This is a genomic window from Gallibacter sp. Marseille-QA0791 (genome assembly GCF_965119705.1).
Classification (GTDB): Bacteria; Bacillota; Clostridia; order Peptostreptococcales; family Anaerovoracaceae; genus Lentihominibacter; species Lentihominibacter excrementipullorum.
Window position 1 is genome coordinate 2,232,362 of record NZ_CBCPMH010000001.1, and the last position, 21,887, is coordinate 2,254,248.

Sequence of the window (21,887 nt, forward strand, 5' to 3'; positions counted from 1 at the left end):
TTATATAAGGAGGGAAAAAATGGCTAAAACATCTCTCAAAGTGAAGCAGCAGAGAAAACCTAAGTTTTCGACACGTGCATATACGAGATGCAGGATATGCGGAAGACCACATTCTGTACTGAGAAAATACGGCATCTGCCGTATCTGCTTCAGAGAGCTTGCCTATAAGGGAGAGATCCCAGGCGTGAGAAAAGCAAGCTGGTAATACGAGTTAAAGCACTACTATCCGTTAAGCAGCATGATTGCTGAACTGGCGGAGGAAGGAGAATATATAAGATGACAATGACAGATCCTATTGCAGATATGCTGACAAGAATCAGGAACGCAAATACTGCAGGTCATAAAACGGTCGATATTCCCGCTTCTAAGATGAAGAAAGCTATCGCGGGCATATTGAAGGAAGAAGGATACATCGAGGACTTCAAGGTGACGGAAGATAACAAGCAGGGCATGATCACAGTCACTATGAAGTACGGTCCTAATAAAGAAAGAGTTATAAGCGGAATCAGAAAGATTTCAAAGCCGGGCCTTAAATCGTACGCCAAGGCCAATGAGATCCCAAGAGTTCTGGGCGGACTGGGCATCGCGGTGATTTCCACATCCAAAGGAGTCATCAGTGATAAGGAAGCCAGACAGCTGGGTATCGGCGGAGAAGTAATCTGTTATGTATGGTAGGAGGAAAGAACAATGTCAAGAATAGGTAAGAAACCAATCACTCTTCCTGCCGGCGTTGAGGTCAAGGTCGATGATAAGAATGTCGTGACCGTTAAGGGACCGAAAGGCGAATTGCAGGAAAAGGTAAGCGATTTACTGACTATAGAGAACAAGGACAACGTAGTGACGGTATCGAGAGACGGAGACGATGCCGAGAAGAGAGCTCAGCACGGACTGGCAAGAGCGCTGATAAGCAACATGGTGATCGGCGTTAGCGAAGGGTACGAAAAGAAGCTCCAGCTGGTAGGCGTAGGTTATAAAGCCGAGAAGAAGGGCAAGAAGCTGGTGATGAACCTGGGATATTCGCACCCTGTTGAGCTGGAAGACCCGGAAGGCATCACTACAGAGGCTCCGGATGCTACAACTGTCATAGTTAAAGGTATAGACAAAGCTAAGGTCGGAAATTACGCTGCGAACATAAGAGCCTGGAGAGCTCCTGAACCTTATAAGGGCAAGGGGATCAGATATGAGGGCGAATACATTCGCAGAAAAGAAGGTAAGACCGGGGCTTCATCATAAGGAAAGGAGTAAAGTAAAATGGCTAAAGAAAGCAGAAATGATAAGCGTGTTGCCAGACACCAGAGAATCAGAAAAAACCTTTATGGAACTCCTGAGAAGCCTAGGCTCTGCGTTTTCAGAAGCAGTAAGAATATTTCCGTTCAGATTATCGACGATGTAAACGGAGTTACGCTTGCTTCAGCATCTACTGTCGACAAGGAATTGAAGTCACAAGTCGGATACGGCGGCAACAAGGAAGCTGCCAAAGCAGTAGGAGAAGCTATCGCGAAAAGGGCACTGGCCAAGGGTATCGAAGAGGTTACCTTTGACAGAGGCGGATTCCTCTATCACGGAAGAGTAAAGGAACTTGCCGACGGAGCCCGTGAAGCAGGTTTGAAATTCTAACAGGAGGTAAGTTGAATGCGAAATACTATAGATGTATCAAAGCTGGAGCTGAGCGAAACTATCGTGAGCATCAGACGTGTAGCGAAGACCGTTAAAGGCGGAAGAAATATGAGATTCAGCGTTACGGTAGTCGTAGGCGACGGCGAAGGTCACGTAGGCGTTGGCCTCGGCAAAGCTCAGGAAATTCCGGAAGCGGTGAGAAAGGCCACTGAGGACGCGAAGAAAAGCATCATAGAAGTTCCTACTGTGGGTACGACTATCCCTCACAGGAATCTGGGGATTTTCGGAGCAGGCAGAGTGCTGCTGATGCCGGCTATGCCGGGTACCGGAGTAATCGCCGGTTCATCGGTGCGTACTGTTCTGGAAGCCGCAGGGATCAAGGATATCAGAGCCAAGTCCATCGGTTCCAATAATACGGGAAATATGGCGTACGCCACGCTGGAAGGACTTAAGAGCCTCATGACCGTGGAGCAGGTGGCAGCCAAGCGAGGAAAGACCCCGCAGGAAATTCTAGGATAAGAGGAGGCAGAAACAATGGCAAAGATGATAAAAGTCACATTGACGAAAAGTGTTATTGGCGCTTCCCCAAAACAGAAGAAAGTTGTAGAAGCGTTAGGACTTAAGAAGATGCACCAGTCGGTTGAACTCATTGACTCTCCGGTGACCAGGGGAGCTATAAACAAGGTTCCGCATCTTTTGACTGTAGAAGAGCTATAGGATGGGAGGTGCAAGCGAAATGAAACTTCATGAATTAAGAGCTGTTCCGGGAGCGACTAAGGCCCCTAAGAGAAAAGGTCGAGGTACAGCTACGGGACAGGGGAAGACTGCCGGAAGAGGTATGAATGGACAGAAGTCCAGAAGCGGCGGCGGTGTCAGACCTGGATTCGAAGGAGGTCAGATGCCTCTTTACAGGAGAATTCCTAAGAGAGGATTCACCAATATCTGGAGAACGGAGTATACAGTTCTCAACGTGGAAGATCTCAACAGGTTCGAGGAGGGCACAGTGGTGACTCCGGAACTTATAAAGGAAGCCGGAATGGCCAAACAGGTCAAGGATGGCATCAAGATCCTCGGAAACGGTAACATCGAAAAGAATCTGACGGTTCAGGCCCATAAATTCAGCAAGACTGCAGTAGAGAAGATAGAAGCTGCCGGAGGAAAGGCCGAGGTGATCTAATGGAGATGATCAGAACAGTCGCAAAAGCTTGGAACATTCCTGACATCAGAAAGAAAATCATATTCACGCTGCTTATGCTGTTGATTTTCAGAATCGGATCCCAGATCCCTGTACCGGGGATCGACAGGGAAGTGCTTGCCCAAACTTTTGACAGCGAAACAGGGCTTTTTGCTCTGTTCAATCTGTTCTCAGGAGGCGCGTTCAGTAACTTTACCATATTCGCGTTGAGTATCACACCATATATCACTGCCTCCATCATTCTTCAGCTTTTGACCATCGCTGTTCCGTCTCTGGAACGGCTGGCGAGAGAAGGAACCGAAGGAAGAAAAAAGATAGCGCAGTATACTCGTTATCTCACAGTTGTACTGGCGATAGTCCAGGCCATCGGAGTTTCCATAGGGCTCTTCAGGCAGGCGCTTATCAGCACCGATGTGTTTTCCGTCGCTGTGATCGTTCTGGTGCTTACGGCGGGAACCACATTCCTCATGTGGCTGGGTGAGCAGATAAATGAATACGGTATCGGAAACGGCATATCGCTGATAATATTCGCGGGAATAATCTCCAGACTCCCGTCAGGTATCCAGGAGATCTGGGTAAGAGTACAGGATGGGACCATGAGCATCGTTACGTTGATTCTGTTCATCATCTTCTGTGTGCTGGTAATTGTCGGTATCATAGAAGTGCAGCAGGGCCAGAGGAGGATCCCGGTACAGTATGCAAAGAGAGTCGTAGGAAGGAAGATGTACGGAGGACAGGCAACTCACATTCCTTTGAAGGTGAATCAGGCCGGCGTCATCCCGGTAATATTCGCCATGTCATTCCTGCAGTTTCCGCTGACAATAACATATTTTATGGATAGCAGCAGTGGTGTGGCAGCATGGATAGAAAAATGGCTTTCTCCGACGGGAACGCCGGGAGTGTGGGTATACGCCGTGTGTAATGTAGCTCTGATAATATTCTTCACCTACTTCTACACTTCCGTGACCTTTAATCCGCTGGAGGTAGCTCAGAACATGAAGGCCAACGGAGGCTTTATCCCGGGTATCAGGCCGGGTAAGGCTACGGTTGAATACTTAAACAGAGTTATGACAAGAATTACCTTTGTGGGAGCGATTTTCCTGGCGGCAGTCGCCATACTGCCTACGATAGTGAGCCAGCTGGGCGGACTCAATTTCCACTTCGGCGGGACTTCACTGCTGATCGCTGTGGGTGTGGCGCTTGATACCATGAAACAGCTGGAACAGCAAATGGTAATGAGAAATTATCAGGGATTCCTGAAATAGTGCTCTTTTGAAGAATTGGAGGTTGAGCATGAATTTAATATTATTAGGGCCTCCGGGCGCGGGAAAAGGCACCCAGGCTGCGAAAATCGTCAAGAAGTATGATATCCCCCACATTTCGACGGGAGATATATTCAGGGCTAACATCAAGGAAGGCACGGAGCTGGGGAAGAAGGCGCAGGAATACATGAACAGAGGAGAACTGGTTCCCGATGAGCTGGTCGTTGAGATAGCTACCGACAGGTTAAAGGCTGACGACTGCAGGAACGGATTCCTTCTGGATGGATTCCCAAGGACAGTCTTTCAGGCTGAAAAGCTGGATGAGTTCCTGGAAGCACAGGGTAAAAAAGTAGACCACGTACTCGATATAGATGTCAATAAGGAAGAGCTGATGATACGACTGACGGGAAGAAGAGTCTGCAAGAAATGCGGCGCCTCCTATCATGTTGTCAACATACCTCCGAAGAAGGAAGGCATCTGCGACGTATGCGGCGCTGAGCTGGAACAGCGAAAGGACGATAACGAGGAGACCGCGGCTAACAGGATCGAAGTATACAACAAGGAAACAAAGCCCCTCATAGATTATTACGAGAAGGCGGGGAACATAGCACATATAGACGGAACCATCGGTCTGGAAAATGTGTTCAACGCTATCGTGGACATATTGGGTGAGTAGATATGATAATAATCAAATCGGATGAAGAGATAGATCTGATGAGGGAATCAGGCAAGGTGACAGCGTTTATATTAAAGGAGCTGGAAGATTTCATCAAGCCTGGTATATCTACCGCAGACATAGACAGATTTGTTGAAGACACCATCAGAGGAAACGGGATGATACCTACCTTCAAAGGGTATGGCGGATTTCCGGCCAGCGCGTGCGTATCCATTAACGAAGAAGTAGTCCACGGGATCCCGGATAAGAAGAGGATAATAAAAGATGGCGATATAGTCAGCGTGGATGTAGGATCTACCTACAAAGGGTACGTCAGCGATGCGGCCAGGACCTATCCCGTAGGTAAGGTGAGCGATATAGCGCAGAAGCTTATAGACGTTACGAGAGAAAGCTTTTTTGCAGGGCTGGAATTCTGCAAAGTGGGATGCAGACTGTCGGACATTTCACATGCGGTGCAGGTGAAGGCAGAGAGCGAAGGCTTTTCGGTGATACGTGATTTCGTAGGCCATGGCGTGGGACAGAACATGCATGAGGAACCGCAGATACCTAACTACGGAAAGGCCGGCAGAGGTCCGCGTCTGGCAAAGGGCATGGTATTCGCCATCGAACCGATGATATGCGAAGGCGGGTACGATGTAAAGACCCTTTCCAACAACTGGACTGTGGTCACTCTGGACGGTAAGCTGGCAGCACATTATGAGAATACTGTGGCGATAACCGATGGTGAGCCGGAACTGCTCACATTGGCTTACTAAAAGCGAGGTGTTAAGAATGGCGAAGAAAGATGTCATAGAGGCGGAAGGTAAAGTAATAGAGGCGCAGCCTAACGCGATGTTCATTGTTGAGCTTGAGACCGGTCATAAAGTATTGGCACATGTTTCGGGCAAGATAAGGACTAATTATATCAGGATTATCCCAGGGGATAAGGTGAAGGTGGAGCTTTCGCCGTATGATCTTACAAGAGGCAGGATCACATGGAGAGGCAAAGCATAAGAGCATAGATGAAGGCGGATACAAAGGAGGATTAAAATGAAAGTCAGAGCTTCCGTAAAGCCTATCTGTGAAAAGTGCAAGGTGATCAAAAGAAAAGGCAAGGTAATGGTTATCTGTGAGAATCCTAAGCACAAGCAGAGACAAGGCTAAAAGAACAGAAAAGAATTTGTATTGAAAGAACATCCCGTTTATATTACTATCTGCCGATGAGATATCGGTGAGAAAGGTGACGGAAGATGGGAACAGGAGGAAAATATGGCTCGTATAGCCGGTGTAGACTTACCAAATGAAAAAAGGATAGAAGCAGGTCTCACCTATATCTACGGTATAGGATGGGCGACTTCAAGAAAGATTTTAGAGAAGACCGGAATCAACCCAGATACCAGAGTCAAGGATCTGACAGAGGAAGAAGCCGGTAAGATCAGAAAGGTCATCGAAGCTGAGTACATGGTGGAGGGTGACCTGAGAAGAGATGTCAATATGAACATCAAGAGACTGATGGAAATCGGATGCTACAGAGGAATCAGACACAGAAGAGGTCTTCCTGTAAGAGGACAGAAGACAAAGACGAACGCCAGAACTAGAAAAGGTCCTAAGAAGACCGTAGGAAGAAAGAAGAAGTAAAGGAGGTAGAACGATATGGCTAAAGCTGTAAAGAAGGCTGTCAGAAAAAAGAGAAAAGAACGTAAGAATGTTGAAAAAGGCCAGGCTCATATCCAGGCTACCTTTAACAATACATTGGTGACCCTGACTGATATGGCGGGAAATGCTCTTTCCTGGTCCAGCGCAGGCTCACTTGGTTTTAAGGGTTCGAGGAAGTCGACTCCATTCGCGGCGCAGTCGGCTGCCGAAGAAGCTGCTAAGGCGGCTATGGAACACGGTTTGAAAACAGTAGAGGTTTACGTGAAAGGTCCTGGATCCGGCAGAGAAGCTGCCATAAGAGCTCTTCAGACGGCAGGTCTTGAGATCACGATGATAAAGGATATTACACCTATACCGCACAACGGATGCAGACCGCCTAAGCGCAGAAGAGTCTGATAGGAAGGGAGGAAACGAATTATGGCAGTAAACAGAGACCCGATTTTAAAGAGATGCAGATCTCTTCAGATAGATCCCAGCCACCTGGGTATTTTCAAGGAGTCGAAGAGAACTTCTCAGAGAAATACGAGAAAAATGAGCGATTACGGCTTGCAGCTCCGTGAGAAGCAGAGAGCTAAGTTCGTATACGGCGTTCAGGAAAAGCAGTTCAGGAACACGTTCGAAAAGGCCGCTAAGAAGAAGGGTATCACAGGTGAAAACCTTCTCATCATGCTGGAAAAGAGGCTGGACAATGTGGTTTACAGGATGGGGCTTTCGACTACGAGAAGAGAAGCCAGACAGCTGGTTACTCACAGCCACTTCCTGGTAAATGGAAAGAAGGTCAATATCCCTTCTTATCAGGTAAAGCCGGGGGATGTGATAAAGGTCAGAGAAAAGAGCTTAAGCTCTCCTAAGTTCCAGGAGATCAAGGACATGACAGTAGGCATCCCGGCATGGCTCTCCGTAGACAGAGATAAGCTGGAAGGAAAAGTACTGGCTGACCCGACCAGAGATCAGATAGACACGCCAATAGAAGAACACTTGATCGTCGAATTGTACTCCAAGTAGTCTCTTTGCCAGGAGACGGAAGGCAGTTATCGCGCGGATTTCTGCTCTTCTGATCCTGACAGAAGGCTGACGCGGGTTTCGGTCCGGACCGGATCTGCGATAGTTCAGGTAGCGATAAGTTATCGTTTTGAATGAAAAAGGAGGGTTTTGAGTGATAGAAATCGAAAAACCGACAATCGAATGCATATTTTCAGACGAAGATCCCAATTACGGAAAGTTTGTGGTAGAGCCTCTTGAAAGAGGATATGGTACTACTTTAGGGAACAGCCTGAGAAGAATTCTTCTGAGCTCATTGCCAGGTGTTGCCGTTACTTCCGTTAAGATCGACGGTATCCTTCACGAGTTTTCGACCATTCCGGGCGTCAAAGAGGACGTTACCGAGATCATATTGAATCTCAAAAAATTGGCGATAAAGCTCAACGGAGAAAATACCAAGAGAGTGCTGATAAATGCTATAGGGCCTAAGGAGGTCACTGCGGCTGACATCCTGGGAGACGCGGATGTGGAGATATTCAACCAGGATCTTCATATAGCGACTCTCGAGGAAAATGCTACACTCATAATGGAGATCAATCTGGCCAGGGGAAGAGGATATGTTCCTGCGGAGATGAACAAAGACGAGAACACACCGATTTCGGTCATCCCTACTGATTCCATCTATACGCCTGTAAGAAAGGTGAATTTCACGGTGGAGAACACTAGAGTAGGTCAGGTGACGGATTACGACAAGCTTATACTGGAAATATGGACCGATGGCTCCATCACCCCTAGTGAAGGCGTGTCCATAGGTGCCAAGATAATGCAGGAGCATCTGAACCTGTTTGTTGAGCTTACCGATTCCACTGAGAGCATGGAGATCATGGTGGAAAAAGAAGAAAACCAGAAGGAAAAGGCTCTCGAAATGACCATCGAAGAGCTGGAACTTTCGGTAAGATCCTTCAACTGCCTCAAGAGAGCTGCTATCAATACGGTAGAAGAGCTTACTCAGAGGAGTGAGGAGGACATGATGAAGGTAAGGAACCTCGGAAAGAAATCTCTCGACGAGGTAAAACATAAACTCGAGGAGCTGGGGCTGAGTCTCAGACAGAGTGACGAATAAGAATAAATAATACAGGAGGAAACAGCGATGCCAGGATATAGAAAATTAGGCAGATCTTCAGCTCACAGAAAAGCTATGCTGAGAAATCTTGTTACCGACCTTTTCAGGGAGGGCAGGATCATGACGACTGATACGAGAGCTAAAGAAGCCAGAAGACAGGCAGAAAAGATGATAACACTTGCGAAGCGCGGCGATCTTCACGCCAGGAGACAGGTGTTGGCATATGTATACGATGAAGCCGTTGTAGCCAAGTTGTTCGATGAGATCGCACCGAAATACGAGGACAGACAGGGCGGCTACACGAGGATCCTTAAACTCGGACCTAGGCAGGGAGATAACGCCGAGATGGCGTTCCTGGAACTGGTTTAGGACAGACGCATAAAAAATAATACTATCGGATAGAGGCGCGGGATTTATCAGTAGCCTTCACGGTCCGGCAGAGGGAAGCCGGGATACCGTGGAGGTGAAAGGAAATTTCGCCGAAGGAGTTTACGCGCCCCGCGCAGCTCCTGGGACGCCGTAAAATATGCGGCGTACTGTCACATTAAGTGGAGCACTATCGATATAGCGGAAACGCGGAGCAAACCGCGGAGCAAACGCCATGGATGCTGTTTCGATAGTGTCCATGGCGTTTTTTCATATTTTGAAGGAAGAGACGTTATCACACTAATATATGAAGTAAAATCGGAGGGATAAAATGGAGAAGGTTAAAAGCAGAGCTTTCAGAATTATCATGATAGCAGCTCTGCTGGTAATGGCCTTTCCTCTGCTGGCTTTTGCAGAGGATGGAGCCGGGGAACCGGCGCTGTACGCTACGGCATGGGCGGCATTGCCACCTATAGCGGCTATATTGCTGGCTATAATCACTAAGGAGGTATACAGCTCGCTTTTCATCGGCGTGGTGATCGGTGGAGTCATTTATGCCGGAAACTTTGAAGGGACTATGACCCATGTCATAAGCGACGGGATAATCGCGTCGCTGTCGGATTCCTATAACGTAGGTATACTGGTATTCCTGGTGATACTGGGCGTCATCGTAGCGTTGCTGAACAAATCAGGCGGATCGAAGGCTTTCGGCGCCTGGGCCAGTCACAGGATAAAGACGAAGATGGGCGCGCAGTTCGCTACCATAGTTCTGGGGATACTGATTTTCGTAGACGATTATTTCAATTGTCTCACCGTAGGGAGCGTTATGTCGCCGCTGGCGGAAGCTAACGGCGTACCCAGGACGAAGCTGGCTTATCTGATAGATTCGACGGCAGCTCCCGTCTGCATCATCGCGCCTATATCTTCCTGGGCGGCAGCCGTAACCGGGTTTGTGGAAGGCGAGAACGGGTTCACTCTGTTCATCCAGGCCATTCCATTCAATTTTTACGCGCTCCTCACTATCGCTATGATGTTCCTCATCGTGGGGATGAAATTCGATTATGGCAAGATGAGGGAGTATGCCAATAAGATACAGGAGTCCAAGGGAGACCAGGCCGCGGACTTTTCTGCGGAAGAGAAGAAAGGAAAGCGCGAGGGTAAGGTCATAGATCTGGTGTTCCCTATCATAATACTGATCATCGCATGCATAGTAGGAATGATATATACAGGGGGATTTTTCAGCGGCACCAGCTTTGTCCAGTCCTTCTCCCAGTGTGACGCTTCTGTGGGGCTGTCTCTGGGCAGTGTGTTCGCGCTCATCGTGATAGTTATCATATATGTGGCAAGAGGTGTGCTGACCTTCAAGGAAAGCATGGACTGCGTGCCGGAGGGCTTCAAGGCCATGGTAGCGCCTATCCTCATTCTTACGCTGGCCTGGACTCTTAAAGCTATGACCGACAGCCTCGGGCTGGCTGTGTTTGTATCGACAGCTACCGAATCTGTGGCCGGATCCTTCATGAGCCTGCTCCCGGCTATCATATTCGCCATCGGATGCGGCCTGTCATTCGCGTCAGGCACATCCTGGGGAACCTTCGGGATACTGATACCTATCGTCGTGGAAGTGTTCCAGGGAAGCGATCCGCAGCTGATGATAATATCCATATCGGCCTGCATGGCGGGAGCCGTGTGCGGAGATCACTGTTCGCCGATCTCGGATACCACTATCATGTCCAGCGCCGGTTCCAGATGTAATCATATGGCTCACGTAGTGACTCAGCTGCCGTACGCCCTGACAGTAGCATCGATATCCTTTGTTACATATATCGTAGCCGGATTCACAAGAAGCGCGTGGATATCCTTGCCGGTGGGACTCATCATCCTTATCGCCGTATTGGTAGTGATAAAGAAGGTGCAGAAACCATTGGAAGATGATAACGCTGCGGCTGAAGCGTGATCTACAGGAACGTTAAAGCCATGCAGAAAAAGAAGCCGTCACGACGGGAATGCTAAAATGGATCTGTTATCGATGCGCAATAGGCATAAATTACGGTCGAGTGATGTTCACAGATGGTGCAAAATGCCTAAAATCCATAAAATACTCGACATTTTGGCATAAAATCAACGGGGACCTATCCGAAATATGCCTAAAACAGCATCTGAAACTGATTTTTTATTATTTCGTCATCAGAAGGCTTTGAAATACAATGGGCATTATGCCTATTGGGAAGCAAAATCCTCTGTTATAGGCATTTCTTGATGAAGCGATAACAGGATCTTGCAGCCGACAATCCGTATCGAAACGGGGCCGCCGCATTAACAGTTACTTTCCGTTAATGCGACAGCCCCGTTTTCAGTTGTATGATATCATTTGTATTGCATCATCGTTCATAGACGATCTGACCGTCGATCACCGTCATATCAGCCTTTAATGATTTCAGCTCTTCTACAGGAGTATCCAGGATATTCCCTGAGAGGATCACAAGATCCGCCAGCTTGCCCGGTTCGATGCTTCCCTTGATCTTTTCCTCCAAAGAGGCGTAAGCACCATTGTAGGTATACATCCTGATGGCATTCATGATACCGATCCTCTGATCTTTTCCGGCAACGATACCGCTGCATTTATCGGCCCGTGTCAGAGCTCCGTATAAGCCTATCATCGGATCTGCTTCTATGACCGGAGAATCAGATCCCAGAGCAGCTGTGATACCATTGTCCAGATATGATCTCAGAGGGAACATCCAGTTCACTCTGTCTCCGTAATATTTGACATATATCTCGGCGTTTTCATTGAAAAATCCGGGGTTCGGGACAGGTACGATGCCTGCTTTTTTTATTCTTGAAAGCAGATTTTCGTTGATGATACCGCAATGCTCTATCCTGTGTCTGCATGGACGCGGATTTTGCGCCATGGCTCGTTCGATGGCGGTCAGTATCACATCGACTGCTACATCGCCTACAGCATGGGCGGAAACATTGAAGCCGGCATTGTGGGCCTTTATTATTATATCGTCAGCCTCTTCCTGTGTGTAAAGCTGTATACCCTTGAGAGCAGGGTCGTGGCTGTAAGGCTGGCTCGTGGCGCAGGAAGGAGCGCTGGTACTTCCGTCTATCAGGATCTTTACGTGTCCAAGCCTGAAGTGGTCGTCACCGAGGCCTCCGTGTATCCCCGTGGAAATGAAGTCGTTGACCCATTCGATAGTTTTCTTCTTTCCATAGGCATGATACAGAAGGTTGTACATGCGGACTTTGATGATGCCGTTTCTGCAGGCGTCCTGATACAGACCTATGGTTTCCTCTCCATAGAAGCTGCCGTCGTGCATGCTTGTGACGCCGTAACTCAGGAGAATATCGTTGGCAGCCTTGAATGATCTGAGATATTCATCCTTCGTATATATCACTTTGTCCCACATGTAGGTGCATGCCGTTTCTTTAAGAAGTCCTGTCATGCGGCCGTTTTCATCCACTACCACTTCTCCGGGAGCGAACATCTCAGGGCCCGTGATCCCTCCGGCCCTGAGAGCAAGAGTGTTGTAGACGCCCATGTGAAGGCAGCATCTCGTGAGCTGGACAGGGTTATCGGGAGCGGCTTCATCCAATTCATCTCTTGTCGGATGTCTGCCCTCCTTGAGTTTGCTCTGTTCATAGCCTGTCGCTTTTATCCATGCGCCTTTGGGTGCCTTTGCGGCAGCTTCACGGATCTTTTGCTGGATTTGGCTTATGGAAGTGACTTTATTGCTGTTACAATCGATTATGACGGCTGCGTTCTGACCTGTCATTCCCAGATGCATGTGAGAATCTATGAATCCGGGAAGAAGAGCTCTTCCGGCCAGATCAATGACGCTGGTATCAGGACCCAGCCACATTTCCGCTCCGGCGTTGTCGCCGACGTATACTATTCTGTTGCCATTTACGGCGACAGCCTCACACAGTGAGTTTGCGGAGTCGACGGTCACCACGACGCCATTTTTGAATATCATGTCCGCGTATAATGAAAGAGATCTGTTCATATTTTCATGCTTCCTTTCTTGCATTTGATATGATGCGGCTCGTGGCTTCATGCCTCTTCTGCGGCTTCCGATTCTTCGTACAGCTGATCCATGATATAGTCAGGGAAGAATTTTCTCAGAGTTTCTTCAGAGGCCGGCTTTGTGACAAGGCTCACGATGATGAATATTGGGATATTGACCATCAGACCCCAGATCCCTGCATGGATGTATAACGGATTAGGCCATATGATATTGAAGATAGCCACTACGAATACGCCTGAGGCAAGGCCTGCGACAGCTCCGGCCTTAGTAGCTCTCGGCCAGCACAATACGCCCAGCATACAAGGAAATAACTGGCCTATGAAGCCATAACATACGAGAAGTATGTTGACCAGCTCACCCGGATTCGTCACTGAAAGAGGGAAGGCGATGAGAAAAATGACTACCAGCAGCAATTTTCTCTGGAGTTTTCCCTCTTTTTCCGGAGACAGCTTCGCCGCCGGAGCGATGACATCGTGGGTCAGCGTGAATGTGCTGGTGTGAAACTGCGGCTCGGCAGATGATTGGGATGCGGCAAGGATCCCCGCTCCCAGAAGGCCTGTGAGCCACCATGGCAGATTATCGAGGCAGTACTGGAGCGCTACCTGATCGGTGGATTCCCCGTTAAAATCCGTATATGCGAACACACATACCAAGCCCACTATCATCATCGGGATCATGACGAAGTAAAAGACCGGAACGTAAAGGTACTGCTTCCTGGCGGTGTCTTCGTCCTTTGCTCCGGAAGCCCATACCCAGAATTGAGGCCAGAAGGAGAAGATACTGATGAGTATTGAAGTGGTCCAGTATATCGGAGGGAAATTGTCCATCGCGCCCGGCAATGTCAGATATTGGGGTGAGGTCTCCTGGAGCGTCCTGAAAGCTTCGGCGATGTCAAGATCTCCCATGGCAGTATAGACGACGAAAAGACCTACCATTATGGAAAGGCAGAACATCAGTACGCCCTGGAGGACGTTGGTCCAGCCAATGGCTCTCAGACCGCTTTTATATACATAAAATGCGATGGCTGAGACGATGATCAGTTCTCCCAGCCACAGCGGGATGGTGCCATGGCTCATTACATACAGTATATTACCTGATCCGATGACCTGGACGAGAGAGTTGCCTATGACGGCAAAGGCTCCGACGACACCGCAGAGTATACGGAGAAACGGTGATTCGAACCTGGCGCCGATGCCTTCAGCCTGTGTCCTGTACCCGCTTTTGAGAGCAAGTCTGGTCACTCTTGGGGACATGAGATAACAGGCGTACACCATGAAAGCCATATAGATGACCACATACAGACATGCTACTCCTCTGCTATAGCCCCAGCCGGGAGCCCCGAGAAAAGTGTAAGAGCTCACATTCCCGGCTCCTGTCAGGAATATCATGACGATTATCCCCATGGTATTCCCTGAAGATGACCAGTTTTCCACTTTGTTCATATCAAGCTTCCCTTTGGCGCTGTAGCCGAGGATGCAGGCGATCACGGTATACATTATCGTGATGATGAACGGTCCCCATGAAGTCAGGAAATCCATATCAGTGAACCCCCCATCTGTAAGCGACAGTCAATACGATGATGACTACCAGAAGCGCACCTATGGCCATCCAGAGCATCAGAGGCAGGCCCAGGAACAAGATCGGCTTGTTGAAAATATTTACGACAGGTGAGATGGTGAACAGAAGACTCGCCACCATCAGAGCGAAGATTATCCACTCTTTCGGCTTGCGGGGCCTTACCATGACCCAGCTTTTCATCTTTTTTTCTTTCATTGTGATAAAACCTCCTTGGTGATAAATGATGATATGTCGTCAACTGTCTTCATATATTGTAGAACTGTGGGAAAAATACTGCAAATGTTTTAAGCGGTTACAGGCGTATATGGTGCAAAATCAGCAAAGTAATCTGAGAAAAGTACAGGAAAAACGAAGAGAGCAGGTCAACTTTTCAGAACTGCTCTCTTTTGTTGTTATCTGTTATCGTTTGTGCTTTCTTTATTTTTTTCCACTGCGCCGGGCTTTCCAGCATCCTCTTCTTCAGGATCGTAGACATATTCTATTATGTCTGATACGCCGCATTGGAGGATGGAGCAAAGCTGGCAGACCGTGTTAGTGGTAATGCTGTTTCCTCGTTTGATGGAATAGTAAGTAGACTGCGGGAAACCGCGTTTCGCCAGCTCATATGAGCTGACATTCTTTTCGCGCATCGTTTTGAAAAGGGGTTCGTAACTTATCATATCTGTGCACCTCACATGTCTATTGTACCCGTATACTCGGAAATCAAACATGTGCTAAAATACGCACATATCATGATGCGGACGTTACTCATCTGTATCGATGTATTCCATCACATCGGAGACGGAACAGTCCAGTATCCGGCAAAGCTGATTTATAGTGTTGGTACTGACGCTGTTTCCCTGCTGGATAGAATAATAGGTAGCTTTTGAGAAACCGCTTTTAAAGAGAGCGTAAGAAGACATATTCTTTTCTGACATCGTTTTAAACAGTGGTGCGTAGCTTATCATATCTTTCCCCCTTCGATCATGTTCAAAATAATTTTAAACTTATACTCGGATATTGAAAATGTATAAATATTCGAGTATAATTATATGAAACCGATGGCATGTTTTTGTGAAGTTTTCGAAAGAGGAGCAGTAATGTCAGAAATTAAAGGATTGTTTGAGAAGGTAAAGATCGAGAACCTCATGGCATTTCTTGTATACGGCACTGACTCGGAAGGCGAGAGCATAGACGATTACGAAGAAAAGCTGGAAGGTTCTTATGATAGCTTTCTGTCAGGGCTGGAACGGAAATATCCGGGGATCGACAGAAATGACAATGAACTGATGGATATGATATCGGATTTCGCGGGAGCCCATGATCATGTGTATTTTGAGGCGGGCGCGCTGACAGGATTCCGGCTCTGCAGGAATATGGACAGAGAATACGAGAAGCGTTTCAATGAGGAGGAGCATGACGGAGCGGCAGACGCAGAAAAGGCAGATCCGGAAAAGATGCTGTCGGCAGAGACGCCTGGCAGGAGAAAAGCGCGGGAAGAAACGGGCCTTATGGAAGGCGGCCTCAACGGAGGCAGGTTCACGGCCAGGCAATGGGATATCATAGAGGAGACGTTGTTCATGAATACGGAAAGTGGAGCTGAGTATGGCAAGGCGGCGTACCATCAGGGCTTTGCCGACGCGCTGAAGCTCATGAGCGATATGTTCAAAACCATGTGATCGATCGGGAAATCATACGAAATTTACAGTTGGGAAGGGTAAAAGCGGACCAATTAATTCTTGAATATTATTCTTGATATGTGTATAATTATAAAAGTGATGAAAATATCGTAAAAAAGAATAAAAATATGAAGAAGGAGAACTGGATATGAAGAAAAGTGTAATTGCAGTTTTACTGGCTATGGTTCTCGTCTTTTCACTGTCGGCATGCGGCGGTGACAGCGAGGACACGAGCTCGGATACGGTAGTATACAAAGTCGGAACAGAGCCTACATTCCCGCCTTTTGACACTACTGATGAAGATCAGAACATAGTGGGTCTCGACATGGATATCATGAAGGCCATCGGCGAGGATCAGGGCTTTGAAGTCGAATTTGAGAATCTGTCCTTCGACGGACTCATCCCTGCTCTCCAGGCAGGTAATATCGATATCGTAGCCGCCGGAATGAACAAGGATGACCCTGAGAGACAGGAGCAGGTGGATTTCAGCGACGCTTATTATGAATCCCAGCTGTTCGTAGCCGTACCTGTGGACAACGATACGATAAACAGCATCGATGATCTTACTTCGGATATGAGAGTAGCGGCTCAGACGGGTACTACCGGTGCGGAGAAGGTAAAGGAACTGGCTGATTCAGGACAGATCGGTGAAGCTGTTATCCTCGATGGACTGGATACTGTAATGATGCAGCTGATAAACGGAGATGTACAGGCAGTCATCAATGACAAGCCTGTTACGGAAGCTTATATGGCTAAGCAGCCTGATAAGATCAAGATGGTAGGCGAGGCTCTCAATGCTGAGAATTATGGCTTCGCTGTACAGAAAGGCAATACGGAGCTTCTGGAGAAGATCAACGCCGGTCTTGCCAACATCAAGGAAGACGGAACCTTTGACGAGCTGGTGGACAAGTGGTTCAATATGTAAACGCTTTGCGGCTCTGAAATATCGAAATATGATAATCAGTCGACCTTTGGCTGTCGGTGCAGTCAGAGGTCGTTTTTTTGGTAACACTCACTTTGCATAAGGAGGCGTTGTTAGTTTGGAAGATTATTTGCAGGGAATAATGGTCGCGGCGAGAGGTGTGCCGATGACGTTGGCGATCTCTCTGGTAGCGGTCATGGGAGGGCTGGTCATCGGTCTTCTCGTGGCAATAGCGAAACGGTCGAAATTCAAAGTGCTCAGAGCGCTGGCGACGGTATATGTGGATGTGCTGAGAGGGACACCTTTGCTGGTGCAGGTGCTGATACTGGCCTATGGCGTACCGCAGATGATACGCCTTATTTTCGATATGCAATTCAATTGGGAGCATATGATAATAGTGGGCTTCATAGCCTGTGGTATAAACAGCTCGGCATATATGGCGGAAATAATAAGGAGTGGGCTTCAGGCTGTCGATATCGGACAGACGGAGGCGGCCAGATCTCTTGGACTCAGCAATGGCCAGACCATGAGATATATCATCGTGCCCCAGGCGTTTAAAATCATTGTTCCGGCTCTCGGCAACGAATTTGTGACATTGATAAAGGAAACATCCATATTGTCTGTAGCAGGAATAGTGGAGGTGACCAGACGTGGTACTTTATGGGCGTCATCTGATTTTCTGTACTTTCAGGCATATATAGGCGTGGCTATAGTTTATCTGATAATGACCCTCACATTGTCCAGGCTGGTGGCATACATAGAGAGGAGGCTGGCGCAAAGTGATAGAAGTTAGAAATCTGGAAAAATCTTTCGGAGATCTGCATGTACTCAGAGGAATAAGCGAAACTATAAAGGAGCAGGAGGTGGTGTGCGTCATCGGACCTTCAGGTTCCGGAAAGAGCACATTCCTCAGATGCCTCAACCTTCTGGAGGAGCCTACCGGCGGGGAGGTATATATCGACGGAGAGCGGATAAATGTCCCGGACGTAGACATAGATAAGATAAGAGAAAAACTGGGCATGGTGTTTCAGAACTTTAACCTCTTCCCTCATATGACGGTCATGGACAACATTACGCTGGCCCCTGTAAAAGTCAAAGGACTGAGCAAGGAAGAGGCGGAAGAAAAGGCGAGGACGATCCTGGAGACAGTTGGCCTTTCCGATAAGGCGGAGTCATATCCGGCATCTCTTTCGGGAGGGCAGAAGCAAAGAGTGGCTATCGCCAGGGCGCTGGCTATGGAGCCTGAAGTAATGCTGTTTGACGAACCGACCTCGGCGCTGGATCCGGAAATGGTAGGAGAGGTGTTGAGCGTGATGAAAGGTCTGGCGGAAAACGGCATGACCATGGTCATCGTTACCCATGAGATGGGCTTTGCGAGAGAAGTGGCGGACAGAGTTTTCTTCATCGATGAGGGAATCGTGATGGAGCAGGGCTCTCCGGCAGAGTTGTTCGGGAACCCGCAGAACGAGAGGACGAAAAGCTTTCTGAGCAAAGTACTGTAACGCAGAGCAGACAGCGAGATAGTTTATAAGGAAGATTTGGATATTGACGCGAATCTTCCTTTTTAGTTGTGCGCCTGGCGGCGCACGTTTCTAACGGGTGAAAGTCCCGAATCCGCCCGGTAGTGGGAAGGATATAGCCGAAGGCAAGGGTGTTGCAGGTGACTGCAAATCTGAAGGAAGCCGGGTGTGGGGAAGCTACTAACCCACGGGCAAATCTCCGGTCTGACGAACAGAAATCGCATATTAGGCTATGCATGAGGGTAAGTCTGCAACACACGATGAAGCCCGATAGCTACACGGAATCATGCATGGTAAATGCGGCAGATAGATGGAGAGAAAGAAACGTGTGGTACCCAGGGAGGTCTGTGTGAGACGCCCTGAAAAGGGTAACCGCTATCGTAAGGTGGCGCTGAGCACACAGAAGTCAGCAGAGGTCATAGTAACTGAGAAGCGAAGGACCGAATCAATAGGAGTCTTAAGTACAACCTGGAAAGGAGGAATGAGCAAATGAGTGCAGAAAACGAGAAAGAAAGCTGCTCACAGAGAGATAGCGCGGAACGTAAAGGGTATGTGAGAGCGCACCGTTCATTTAACCGGATATGGAAGGAAAGAGACAGTGCAGAGCCGGACATCTTAGGTAAGATACTGGAAAGAGATAACATGAACAGAGCTTACAAAAGAGTGAAGGCAAACAAGGGAGCGCCGGGGATAGATGGAATGACCATTGAAGCGGCACTGCCATGGCTTAGGGAACATAAAGACGAGTTGATAGGAAGAATCAAAAGAGGGAAATATACCCCCTCACCCGTAAGACGAGTCGAAATTCCAAAGCCGGATGGAGGAATACGAAAGCTTGGTATTCCTACCGTCATCGACCGAATCATCCAGCAGGCAATAGCACAGAAGCTGATGCTAATCTACGAGCCAATGTTCTCGGACGGAAGCTACGGCTACAGGCCGGGACGGAACGCAAAAGATGCAATAGAGCGAGTAAGGGAATACGCCGAGGAGGGATATCGCTATGCGGTGAGTCTCGACTTGAGTAGGTATTTTGACACACTGAACCATGAGATATTACTGAACAGGCTGCGTAAGGAAGTCAAAGATGAGAGGGTCATCCAAATCATCAAGAGATATCTTAAAAGTGGAGTGATGGAAAATGGAGTGGTCATGGACACGGAAGAAGGCTCTCCGCAAGGAGGGAACCTGTCCCCGCTGCTTGCTAACATCTATCTGGACGAATTCGACAAGGAATTCGAAAGGAGAGGTGTACCGTGTGTGCGGTACGCTGACGATATCGTACTACTTGCAAAGAGCGAGAGAGCGGCTAAACGGCTATTGGAAACAAGCACTTCATACTTGGAAAACAAGCTGAAGCTGACTGTCAACAGAAAGAAGAGCAAAGTGGCCAGTGTGTATGCGATTCGAAATTTTAAGTTCCTCGGCTTCGCATTGGGAAGGAACGGAAATGGTACATTCATTCGAGTTCATCCGAAGTCGTGGAAGAAGATGAAAGCCAAACTGAAAAGCCTGTCTTCCCGCAGACATGTTCAGAGCGTAATACCGGCACTGTGCAAAATCAGAGAGTATATGCGAGGATGGCTTAACTACTACGGAATCGCAGCGATGAAGCAAGCAATCGAAGAACTGAATGGATGGCTATACCACAGAATACGCATGTGTATATGGAAGATGTGGAAAAAGCCGAGGTCGAAGATGAAGTATCTGATGAAGCTTGGGATACCGAAGCATTATGCCTTCATGGCGGCTAACAGCCGCAGAGGGCATTGGTTTACATCGGCAACCAGCACAGTAAACAGAGCCTTATCAAAAGAAATACTGGTACGCAAAGGCTTTTATGATTTAGCCGATGCATACCAGCAGATGCACGTCAACTATTGAAACCGCCGTATACGAGAACCGTACGTACGGTGGTGTGAGAGGACGGCGGTTAGTCACCGCCTCCTACTCGATTACATCTTTGCCGGGATGAAAATTTGCGGAGCCTGCCTGAACGGAAATTTGCGGAGCAGTCGTTGAAAAAATTCGAAAAAGAAAATATAATAAAAGTATTCGCAGATACGAACAGAAATCTATATAGTATTTCAATGGGGAATATACAGGAAGAGATCATATGGAATACATGACAGTACGTGAAGCAGCAGAAAAATGGAACATATCGGAAAGACAGGTACAGAAATACTGTGCACAGGGAAGGATAGACGGCATAATAAAGCTGGGCGTCTCATGGGGGATACCTGCAGGCGCTTCAAAACCCGGTGATCCAAGGAAAGTAAAAGGGAAAGACAGGAGAGAAAGACCGGGAGGCAAGAGCCCGGCGGAAGGTCTGTATCGGGGATTGATGCCGCTTTTGAATACACCTTTTGTTCCGGGACACTGCCTTGAGAGCATAGAGGCTATGGAGGAGAACTCCGAAAGGGACATAGCTTTTGCTGAATACCATTATTTCAGCGGCCACGCGGAAGAAGCTGCAGGTGAGGCAGAGCGTTACCTGACAAGTTCTGATATGTACATCAGGCTTTCCGCATGTCTCATATATGCTTACGCTAATCTTTCCATAGGAAAGATACAGAGGGCAAGATACGCGTTGGAACAGGTGAAGGATATGTTGAGCAGCAGTGATGAGGCGTCGGCTGAAAACCGTGTGGCCGGAGCCTTTATCAACGTAGCGTCAGCTGTGCTCCTGCATCTGCCGCTGCCGGAAGGGATGCCATCGAGCAAGGACTTTCTGCCGGCTTTACCGCCGGGCGTCAGAGCCTTCGCTCTTTATGTGCAGGCCCATTATCTCTATCTTAAAAAAGAATATGAAAAGAGTCTGGGGGTCGTGGAGGCTACCTTTGCCATGGGAGCGCAGGAATATCCGATACCGGCGATATATCTCCACCTGGTCGCTGTCATGGATTATATGAGTCTGAGACAGAAGGAAAGGGCAGAGGAGCATATGCTGGCGGCATGGGAGCTGGCAAGACCCGACGATCTCATCGAGGGGCTGGGAGAACATCATGGACTTCTCGGCGGTATGCTGGAAGCGGTGATAAAGCCTGAATGGCCGGAAGATTTCAAGCGGATCATAGATATAACCTACAGGTTTTCCGCCGGCTGGCGCAAGGTCCACAATCCTGACACGGGGCACGACGTCGCGGACAACCTCACTACGACAGAGTTTGCCGCTGCCATGCTGGCGGCACGAGGCTGGACTAATCAGGAGATCGGTGAGCATATGAACATATCACAGCATACGGTAAAAAGACATTTGTCCGCAGCCATGCAGAAGCTGGGGATCAGTCGCAGGCAGGACTTGAAAAAGTACATGCTCAGATAGG

At 48.3% G+C, this 21,887-nt stretch carries 29 protein-coding genes and 1 riboswitch; of the genes, 24 read left to right on the forward strand and 5 right to left on the reverse strand.

Annotated elements, in window-relative coordinates; translation table 11 throughout:
• Positions 1-19: 19 nt before the first annotated feature.
• From ACQY69_RS10290 to ACQY69_RS10375, 18 genes are all read left to right on the forward strand, one after another.
• Positions 20-205 carry a type Z 30S ribosomal protein S14 gene (locus ACQY69_RS10290; RefSeq protein WP_428260432.1) on the forward strand — a complete coding sequence of 62 codons (186 nt, stop codon included), beginning with the start codon at positions 20-22 and terminating at the stop codon, positions 203-205.
• A gap of 71 nt (positions 206-276) precedes the next feature.
• A complete protein-coding gene (gene rpsH / locus ACQY69_RS10295) occupies positions 277-675 on the forward strand; it encodes a 30S ribosomal protein S8 (RefSeq protein WP_428260433.1) in 399 nt (132 codons plus the stop codon).
• 12 nt (positions 676-687) lie between these two features.
• Positions 688-1,233 (forward strand): 50S ribosomal protein L6, encoded by a 546-nt coding sequence (rplF, locus tag ACQY69_RS10300; protein ID WP_428260434.1) that lies wholly within the window; start codon positions 688-690, stop codon positions 1,231-1,233.
• An 18-nt stretch (positions 1,234-1,251) separates the two neighbouring features.
• Positions 1,252-1,617, forward strand: a complete 366-nt coding sequence (rplR, locus tag ACQY69_RS10305) for a 50S ribosomal protein L18 (RefSeq protein WP_428260435.1) — start codon at positions 1,252-1,254, stop codon at positions 1,615-1,617.
• Positions 1,618-1,632: 15 nt separating this feature from the next.
• Positions 1,633-2,136, forward strand: a complete 504-nt coding sequence (gene rpsE, locus ACQY69_RS10310) for a 30S ribosomal protein S5 (RefSeq protein WP_428260436.1) — start codon at positions 1,633-1,635, stop codon at positions 2,134-2,136.
• A gap of 15 nt (positions 2,137-2,151) precedes the next feature.
• A complete protein-coding gene (gene rpmD / locus ACQY69_RS10315; protein ID WP_428260437.1) occupies positions 2,152-2,334 on the forward strand; it encodes a 50S ribosomal protein L30 in 183 nt (60 codons plus the stop codon).
• Positions 2,335-2,353: 19 nt separating this feature from the next.
• On the forward strand, positions 2,354-2,794 hold the full coding sequence (rplO, locus tag ACQY69_RS10320) for a 50S ribosomal protein L15 (RefSeq protein ID WP_428260438.1): 441 nt from the start codon (positions 2,354-2,356) through the stop codon (positions 2,792-2,794).
• Between the two features lie 5 nt (positions 2,795-2,799).
• Positions 2,800-4,077, forward strand: a complete 1,278-nt coding sequence (gene secY, locus ACQY69_RS10325) for a preprotein translocase subunit SecY (protein WP_428261050.1) — start codon at positions 2,800-2,802, stop codon at positions 4,075-4,077.
• 28 nt (positions 4,078-4,105) lie between these two features.
• On the forward strand, positions 4,106-4,750 hold the full coding sequence (locus tag ACQY69_RS10330) for an adenylate kinase (RefSeq protein ID WP_428260439.1): 645 nt from the start codon (positions 4,106-4,108) through the stop codon (positions 4,748-4,750).
• Positions 4,751-4,752: 2 nt separating this feature from the next.
• Positions 4,753-5,505 carry a type I methionyl aminopeptidase gene (gene map, locus ACQY69_RS10335; protein WP_428260440.1) on the forward strand — a complete coding sequence of 251 codons (753 nt, stop codon included), beginning with the start codon at positions 4,753-4,755 and terminating at the stop codon, positions 5,503-5,505.
• 16 nt (positions 5,506-5,521) lie between these two features.
• A complete protein-coding gene (infA, locus tag ACQY69_RS10340; protein ID WP_147592649.1) occupies positions 5,522-5,743 on the forward strand; it encodes a translation initiation factor IF-1 in 222 nt (73 codons plus the stop codon).
• A gap of 36 nt (positions 5,744-5,779) precedes the next feature.
• A complete protein-coding gene (rpmJ, locus tag ACQY69_RS10345; RefSeq protein WP_147592648.1) occupies positions 5,780-5,893 on the forward strand; it encodes a 50S ribosomal protein L36 in 114 nt (37 codons plus the stop codon).
• A 105-nt stretch (positions 5,894-5,998) separates the two neighbouring features.
• Positions 5,999-6,367, forward strand: a complete 369-nt coding sequence (gene rpsM, locus ACQY69_RS10350; RefSeq protein ID WP_428260441.1) for a 30S ribosomal protein S13 — start codon at positions 5,999-6,001, stop codon at positions 6,365-6,367.
• A gap of 15 nt (positions 6,368-6,382) precedes the next feature.
• On the forward strand, positions 6,383-6,781 hold the full coding sequence (gene rpsK / locus ACQY69_RS10355) for a 30S ribosomal protein S11 (protein ID WP_428260442.1): 399 nt from the start codon (positions 6,383-6,385) through the stop codon (positions 6,779-6,781).
• A 21-nt stretch (positions 6,782-6,802) separates the two neighbouring features.
• Entirely contained in the window at positions 6,803-7,390 is a 588-nt protein-coding gene (rpsD, locus tag ACQY69_RS10360) for a 30S ribosomal protein S4 (RefSeq protein ID WP_428260443.1), read from the forward strand.
• 151 nt (positions 7,391-7,541) lie between these two features.
• Positions 7,542-8,489 (forward strand): DNA-directed RNA polymerase subunit alpha, encoded by a 948-nt coding sequence (locus ACQY69_RS10365; protein ID WP_428260444.1) that lies wholly within the window; start codon positions 7,542-7,544, stop codon positions 8,487-8,489.
• 27 nt (positions 8,490-8,516) lie between these two features.
• Complete coding sequence (rplQ, locus tag ACQY69_RS10370) at positions 8,517-8,858, forward strand: 50S ribosomal protein L17 (RefSeq protein WP_428260445.1); 342 nt, start codon at positions 8,517-8,519, stop codon at positions 8,856-8,858.
• Between the two features lie 22 nt (positions 8,859-8,880).
• A riboswitch (Lysine riboswitch) is annotated at positions 8,881-9,056 on the forward strand.
• A 130-nt stretch (positions 9,057-9,186) separates the two neighbouring features.
• A complete protein-coding gene (locus tag ACQY69_RS10375; protein ID WP_428260446.1) occupies positions 9,187-10,809 on the forward strand; it encodes a Na+/H+ antiporter NhaC family protein in 1,623 nt (540 codons plus the stop codon).
• Between the two features lie 424 nt (positions 10,810-11,233).
• On the opposite strand, the gene ACQY69_RS10380 is transcribed toward ACQY69_RS10375, so the two are convergent.
• The 5 genes from ACQY69_RS10380 to ACQY69_RS10400 form a co-directional block, all read right to left on the reverse strand.
• A complete protein-coding gene (locus ACQY69_RS10380) occupies positions 11,234-12,862 on the reverse strand; it encodes an amidohydrolase (RefSeq protein ID WP_428260447.1) in 1,629 nt (542 codons plus the stop codon).
• A gap of 47 nt (positions 12,863-12,909) precedes the next feature.
• Complete coding sequence (locus ACQY69_RS10385) at positions 12,910-14,421, reverse strand: sodium:solute symporter family protein (RefSeq protein WP_428260448.1); 1,512 nt, start codon at positions 14,419-14,421, stop codon at positions 12,910-12,912.
• A 1-nt stretch (position 14,422) separates the two neighbouring features.
• Complete coding sequence (locus ACQY69_RS10390; RefSeq protein ID WP_428260449.1) at positions 14,423-14,656, reverse strand: hypothetical protein; 234 nt, start codon at positions 14,654-14,656, stop codon at positions 14,423-14,425.
• A 197-nt stretch (positions 14,657-14,853) separates the two neighbouring features.
• On the reverse strand, positions 14,854-15,120 hold the full coding sequence (locus ACQY69_RS10395) for a helix-turn-helix domain-containing protein (RefSeq protein WP_428260450.1): 267 nt from the start codon (positions 15,118-15,120) through the stop codon (positions 14,854-14,856).
• 84 nt (positions 15,121-15,204) lie between these two features.
• Entirely contained in the window at positions 15,205-15,408 is a 204-nt protein-coding gene (locus tag ACQY69_RS10400) for a helix-turn-helix domain-containing protein (protein WP_428260451.1), read from the reverse strand.
• Between the two features lie 132 nt (positions 15,409-15,540).
• On the opposite strand from ACQY69_RS10400, the gene ACQY69_RS10405 reads away from it, so the two are divergent.
• The 6 genes from ACQY69_RS10405 to ACQY69_RS10430 all read left to right on the forward strand — a co-directional run bounded on the left by ACQY69_RS10405 (position 15,541) and on the right by ACQY69_RS10430 (position 21,886).
• Entirely contained in the window at positions 15,541-16,119 is a 579-nt protein-coding gene (locus ACQY69_RS10405; protein WP_428260452.1) for a hypothetical protein, read from the forward strand.
• Positions 16,120-16,267: 148 nt separating this feature from the next.
• Positions 16,268-17,044, forward strand: coding sequence for a transporter substrate-binding domain-containing protein (locus ACQY69_RS10410; protein ID WP_428260453.1), 777 nt, complete (start codon positions 16,268-16,270; stop codon positions 17,042-17,044).
• Positions 17,045-17,159: 115 nt separating this feature from the next.
• Positions 17,160-17,834, forward strand: a complete 675-nt coding sequence (locus ACQY69_RS10415) for an amino acid ABC transporter permease (RefSeq protein WP_428260454.1) — start codon at positions 17,160-17,162, stop codon at positions 17,832-17,834.
• Positions 17,821-18,543: an amino acid ABC transporter ATP-binding protein gene (locus ACQY69_RS10420; RefSeq protein ID WP_428260455.1), complete on the forward strand. Its 723-nt coding sequence runs from the start codon at positions 17,821-17,823 to the stop codon at positions 18,541-18,543. Before ACQY69_RS10415 ends, ACQY69_RS10420 begins: the two co-directional genes overlap by 14 nt.
• A gap of 507 nt (positions 18,544-19,050) precedes the next feature.
• Entirely contained in the window at positions 19,051-20,445 is a 1,395-nt protein-coding gene (gene ltrA, locus ACQY69_RS10425) for a group II intron reverse transcriptase/maturase (RefSeq protein ID WP_428257586.1), read from the forward strand.
• A gap of 232 nt (positions 20,446-20,677) precedes the next feature.
• Positions 20,678-21,886, forward strand: a complete 1,209-nt coding sequence (locus tag ACQY69_RS10430) for a LuxR C-terminal-related transcriptional regulator (RefSeq protein ID WP_428260456.1) — start codon at positions 20,678-20,680, stop codon at positions 21,884-21,886.
• The last annotated feature ends 1 nt before the right edge of the window (position 21,887 follow it).

Bases quoted from the DNA above. Each gene is read 5' to 3' on its own strand.
- ACQY69_RS10395 (WP_428260450.1), bottom strand. From the start codon at position 15,120: ATGATAAGTTACGAACCCCTTTTCAAAACGATGCGCGAAAAGAATGTC.
- infA (WP_147592649.1), top strand. From the start codon at position 5,522: ATGGCGAAGAAAGATGTCATAGAGGCGGAAGGTAAAGTAATAGAGGCG.
- rplO (WP_428260438.1), top strand. From the start codon at position 2,354: ATGAAACTTCATGAATTAAGAGCTGTTCCGGGAGCGACTAAGGCCCCT.
- ACQY69_RS10405 (WP_428260452.1), top strand. From the start codon at position 15,541: ATGTCAGAAATTAAAGGATTGTTTGAGAAGGTAAAGATCGAGAACCTC.
- rpsM (WP_428260441.1), top strand. From the start codon at position 5,999: ATGGCTCGTATAGCCGGTGTAGACTTACCAAATGAAAAAAGGATAGAA.
- ACQY69_RS10385 (WP_428260448.1), bottom strand. From the start codon at position 14,421: ATGGATTTCCTGACTTCATGGGGACCGTTCATCATCACGATAATGTAT.
- ACQY69_RS10380 (WP_428260447.1), bottom strand. From the start codon at position 12,862: ATGAACAGATCTCTTTCATTATACGCGGACATGATATTCAAAAATGGC.
- rpmJ (WP_147592648.1), top strand. From the start codon at position 5,780: ATGAAAGTCAGAGCTTCCGTAAAGCCTATCTGTGAAAAGTGCAAGGTG.
- rpsH (WP_428260433.1), top strand. From the start codon at position 277: ATGACAATGACAGATCCTATTGCAGATATGCTGACAAGAATCAGGAAC.
- rplR (WP_428260435.1), top strand. From the start codon at position 1,252: ATGGCTAAAGAAAGCAGAAATGATAAGCGTGTTGCCAGACACCAGAGA.
- ACQY69_RS10330 (WP_428260439.1), top strand. From the start codon at position 4,106: ATGAATTTAATATTATTAGGGCCTCCGGGCGCGGGAAAAGGCACCCAG.
- rplF (WP_428260434.1), top strand. From the start codon at position 688: ATGTCAAGAATAGGTAAGAAACCAATCACTCTTCCTGCCGGCGTTGAG.
- ltrA (WP_428257586.1), top strand. From the start codon at position 19,051: ATGAGTGCAGAAAACGAGAAAGAAAGCTGCTCACAGAGAGATAGCGCG.
- map (WP_428260440.1), top strand. From the start codon at position 4,753: ATGATAATAATCAAATCGGATGAAGAGATAGATCTGATGAGGGAATCA.
- rpmD (WP_428260437.1), top strand. From the start codon at position 2,152: ATGGCAAAGATGATAAAAGTCACATTGACGAAAAGTGTTATTGGCGCT.
- ACQY69_RS10410 (WP_428260453.1), top strand. From the start codon at position 16,268: ATGAAGAAAAGTGTAATTGCAGTTTTACTGGCTATGGTTCTCGTCTTT.
- ACQY69_RS10400 (WP_428260451.1), bottom strand. From the start codon at position 15,408: ATGATAAGCTACGCACCACTGTTTAAAACGATGTCAGAAAAGAATATG.
- ACQY69_RS10290 (WP_428260432.1), top strand. From the start codon at position 20: ATGGCTAAAACATCTCTCAAAGTGAAGCAGCAGAGAAAACCTAAGTTT.
- rpsD (WP_428260443.1), top strand. From the start codon at position 6,803: ATGGCAGTAAACAGAGACCCGATTTTAAAGAGATGCAGATCTCTTCAG.
- rplQ (WP_428260445.1), top strand. From the start codon at position 8,517: ATGCCAGGATATAGAAAATTAGGCAGATCTTCAGCTCACAGAAAAGCT.
- secY (WP_428261050.1), top strand. From the start codon at position 2,800: ATGATCAGAACAGTCGCAAAAGCTTGGAACATTCCTGACATCAGAAAG.
- ACQY69_RS10375 (WP_428260446.1), top strand. From the start codon at position 9,187: ATGGAGAAGGTTAAAAGCAGAGCTTTCAGAATTATCATGATAGCAGCT.
- ACQY69_RS10390 (WP_428260449.1), bottom strand. From the start codon at position 14,656: ATGAAAGAAAAAAAGATGAAAAGCTGGGTCATGGTAAGGCCCCGCAAG.
- ACQY69_RS10430 (WP_428260456.1), top strand. From the start codon at position 20,678: ATGGAATACATGACAGTACGTGAAGCAGCAGAAAAATGGAACATATCG.
- rpsK (WP_428260442.1), top strand. From the start codon at position 6,383: ATGGCTAAAGCTGTAAAGAAGGCTGTCAGAAAAAAGAGAAAAGAACGT.
- rpsE (WP_428260436.1), top strand. From the start codon at position 1,633: ATGCGAAATACTATAGATGTATCAAAGCTGGAGCTGAGCGAAACTATC.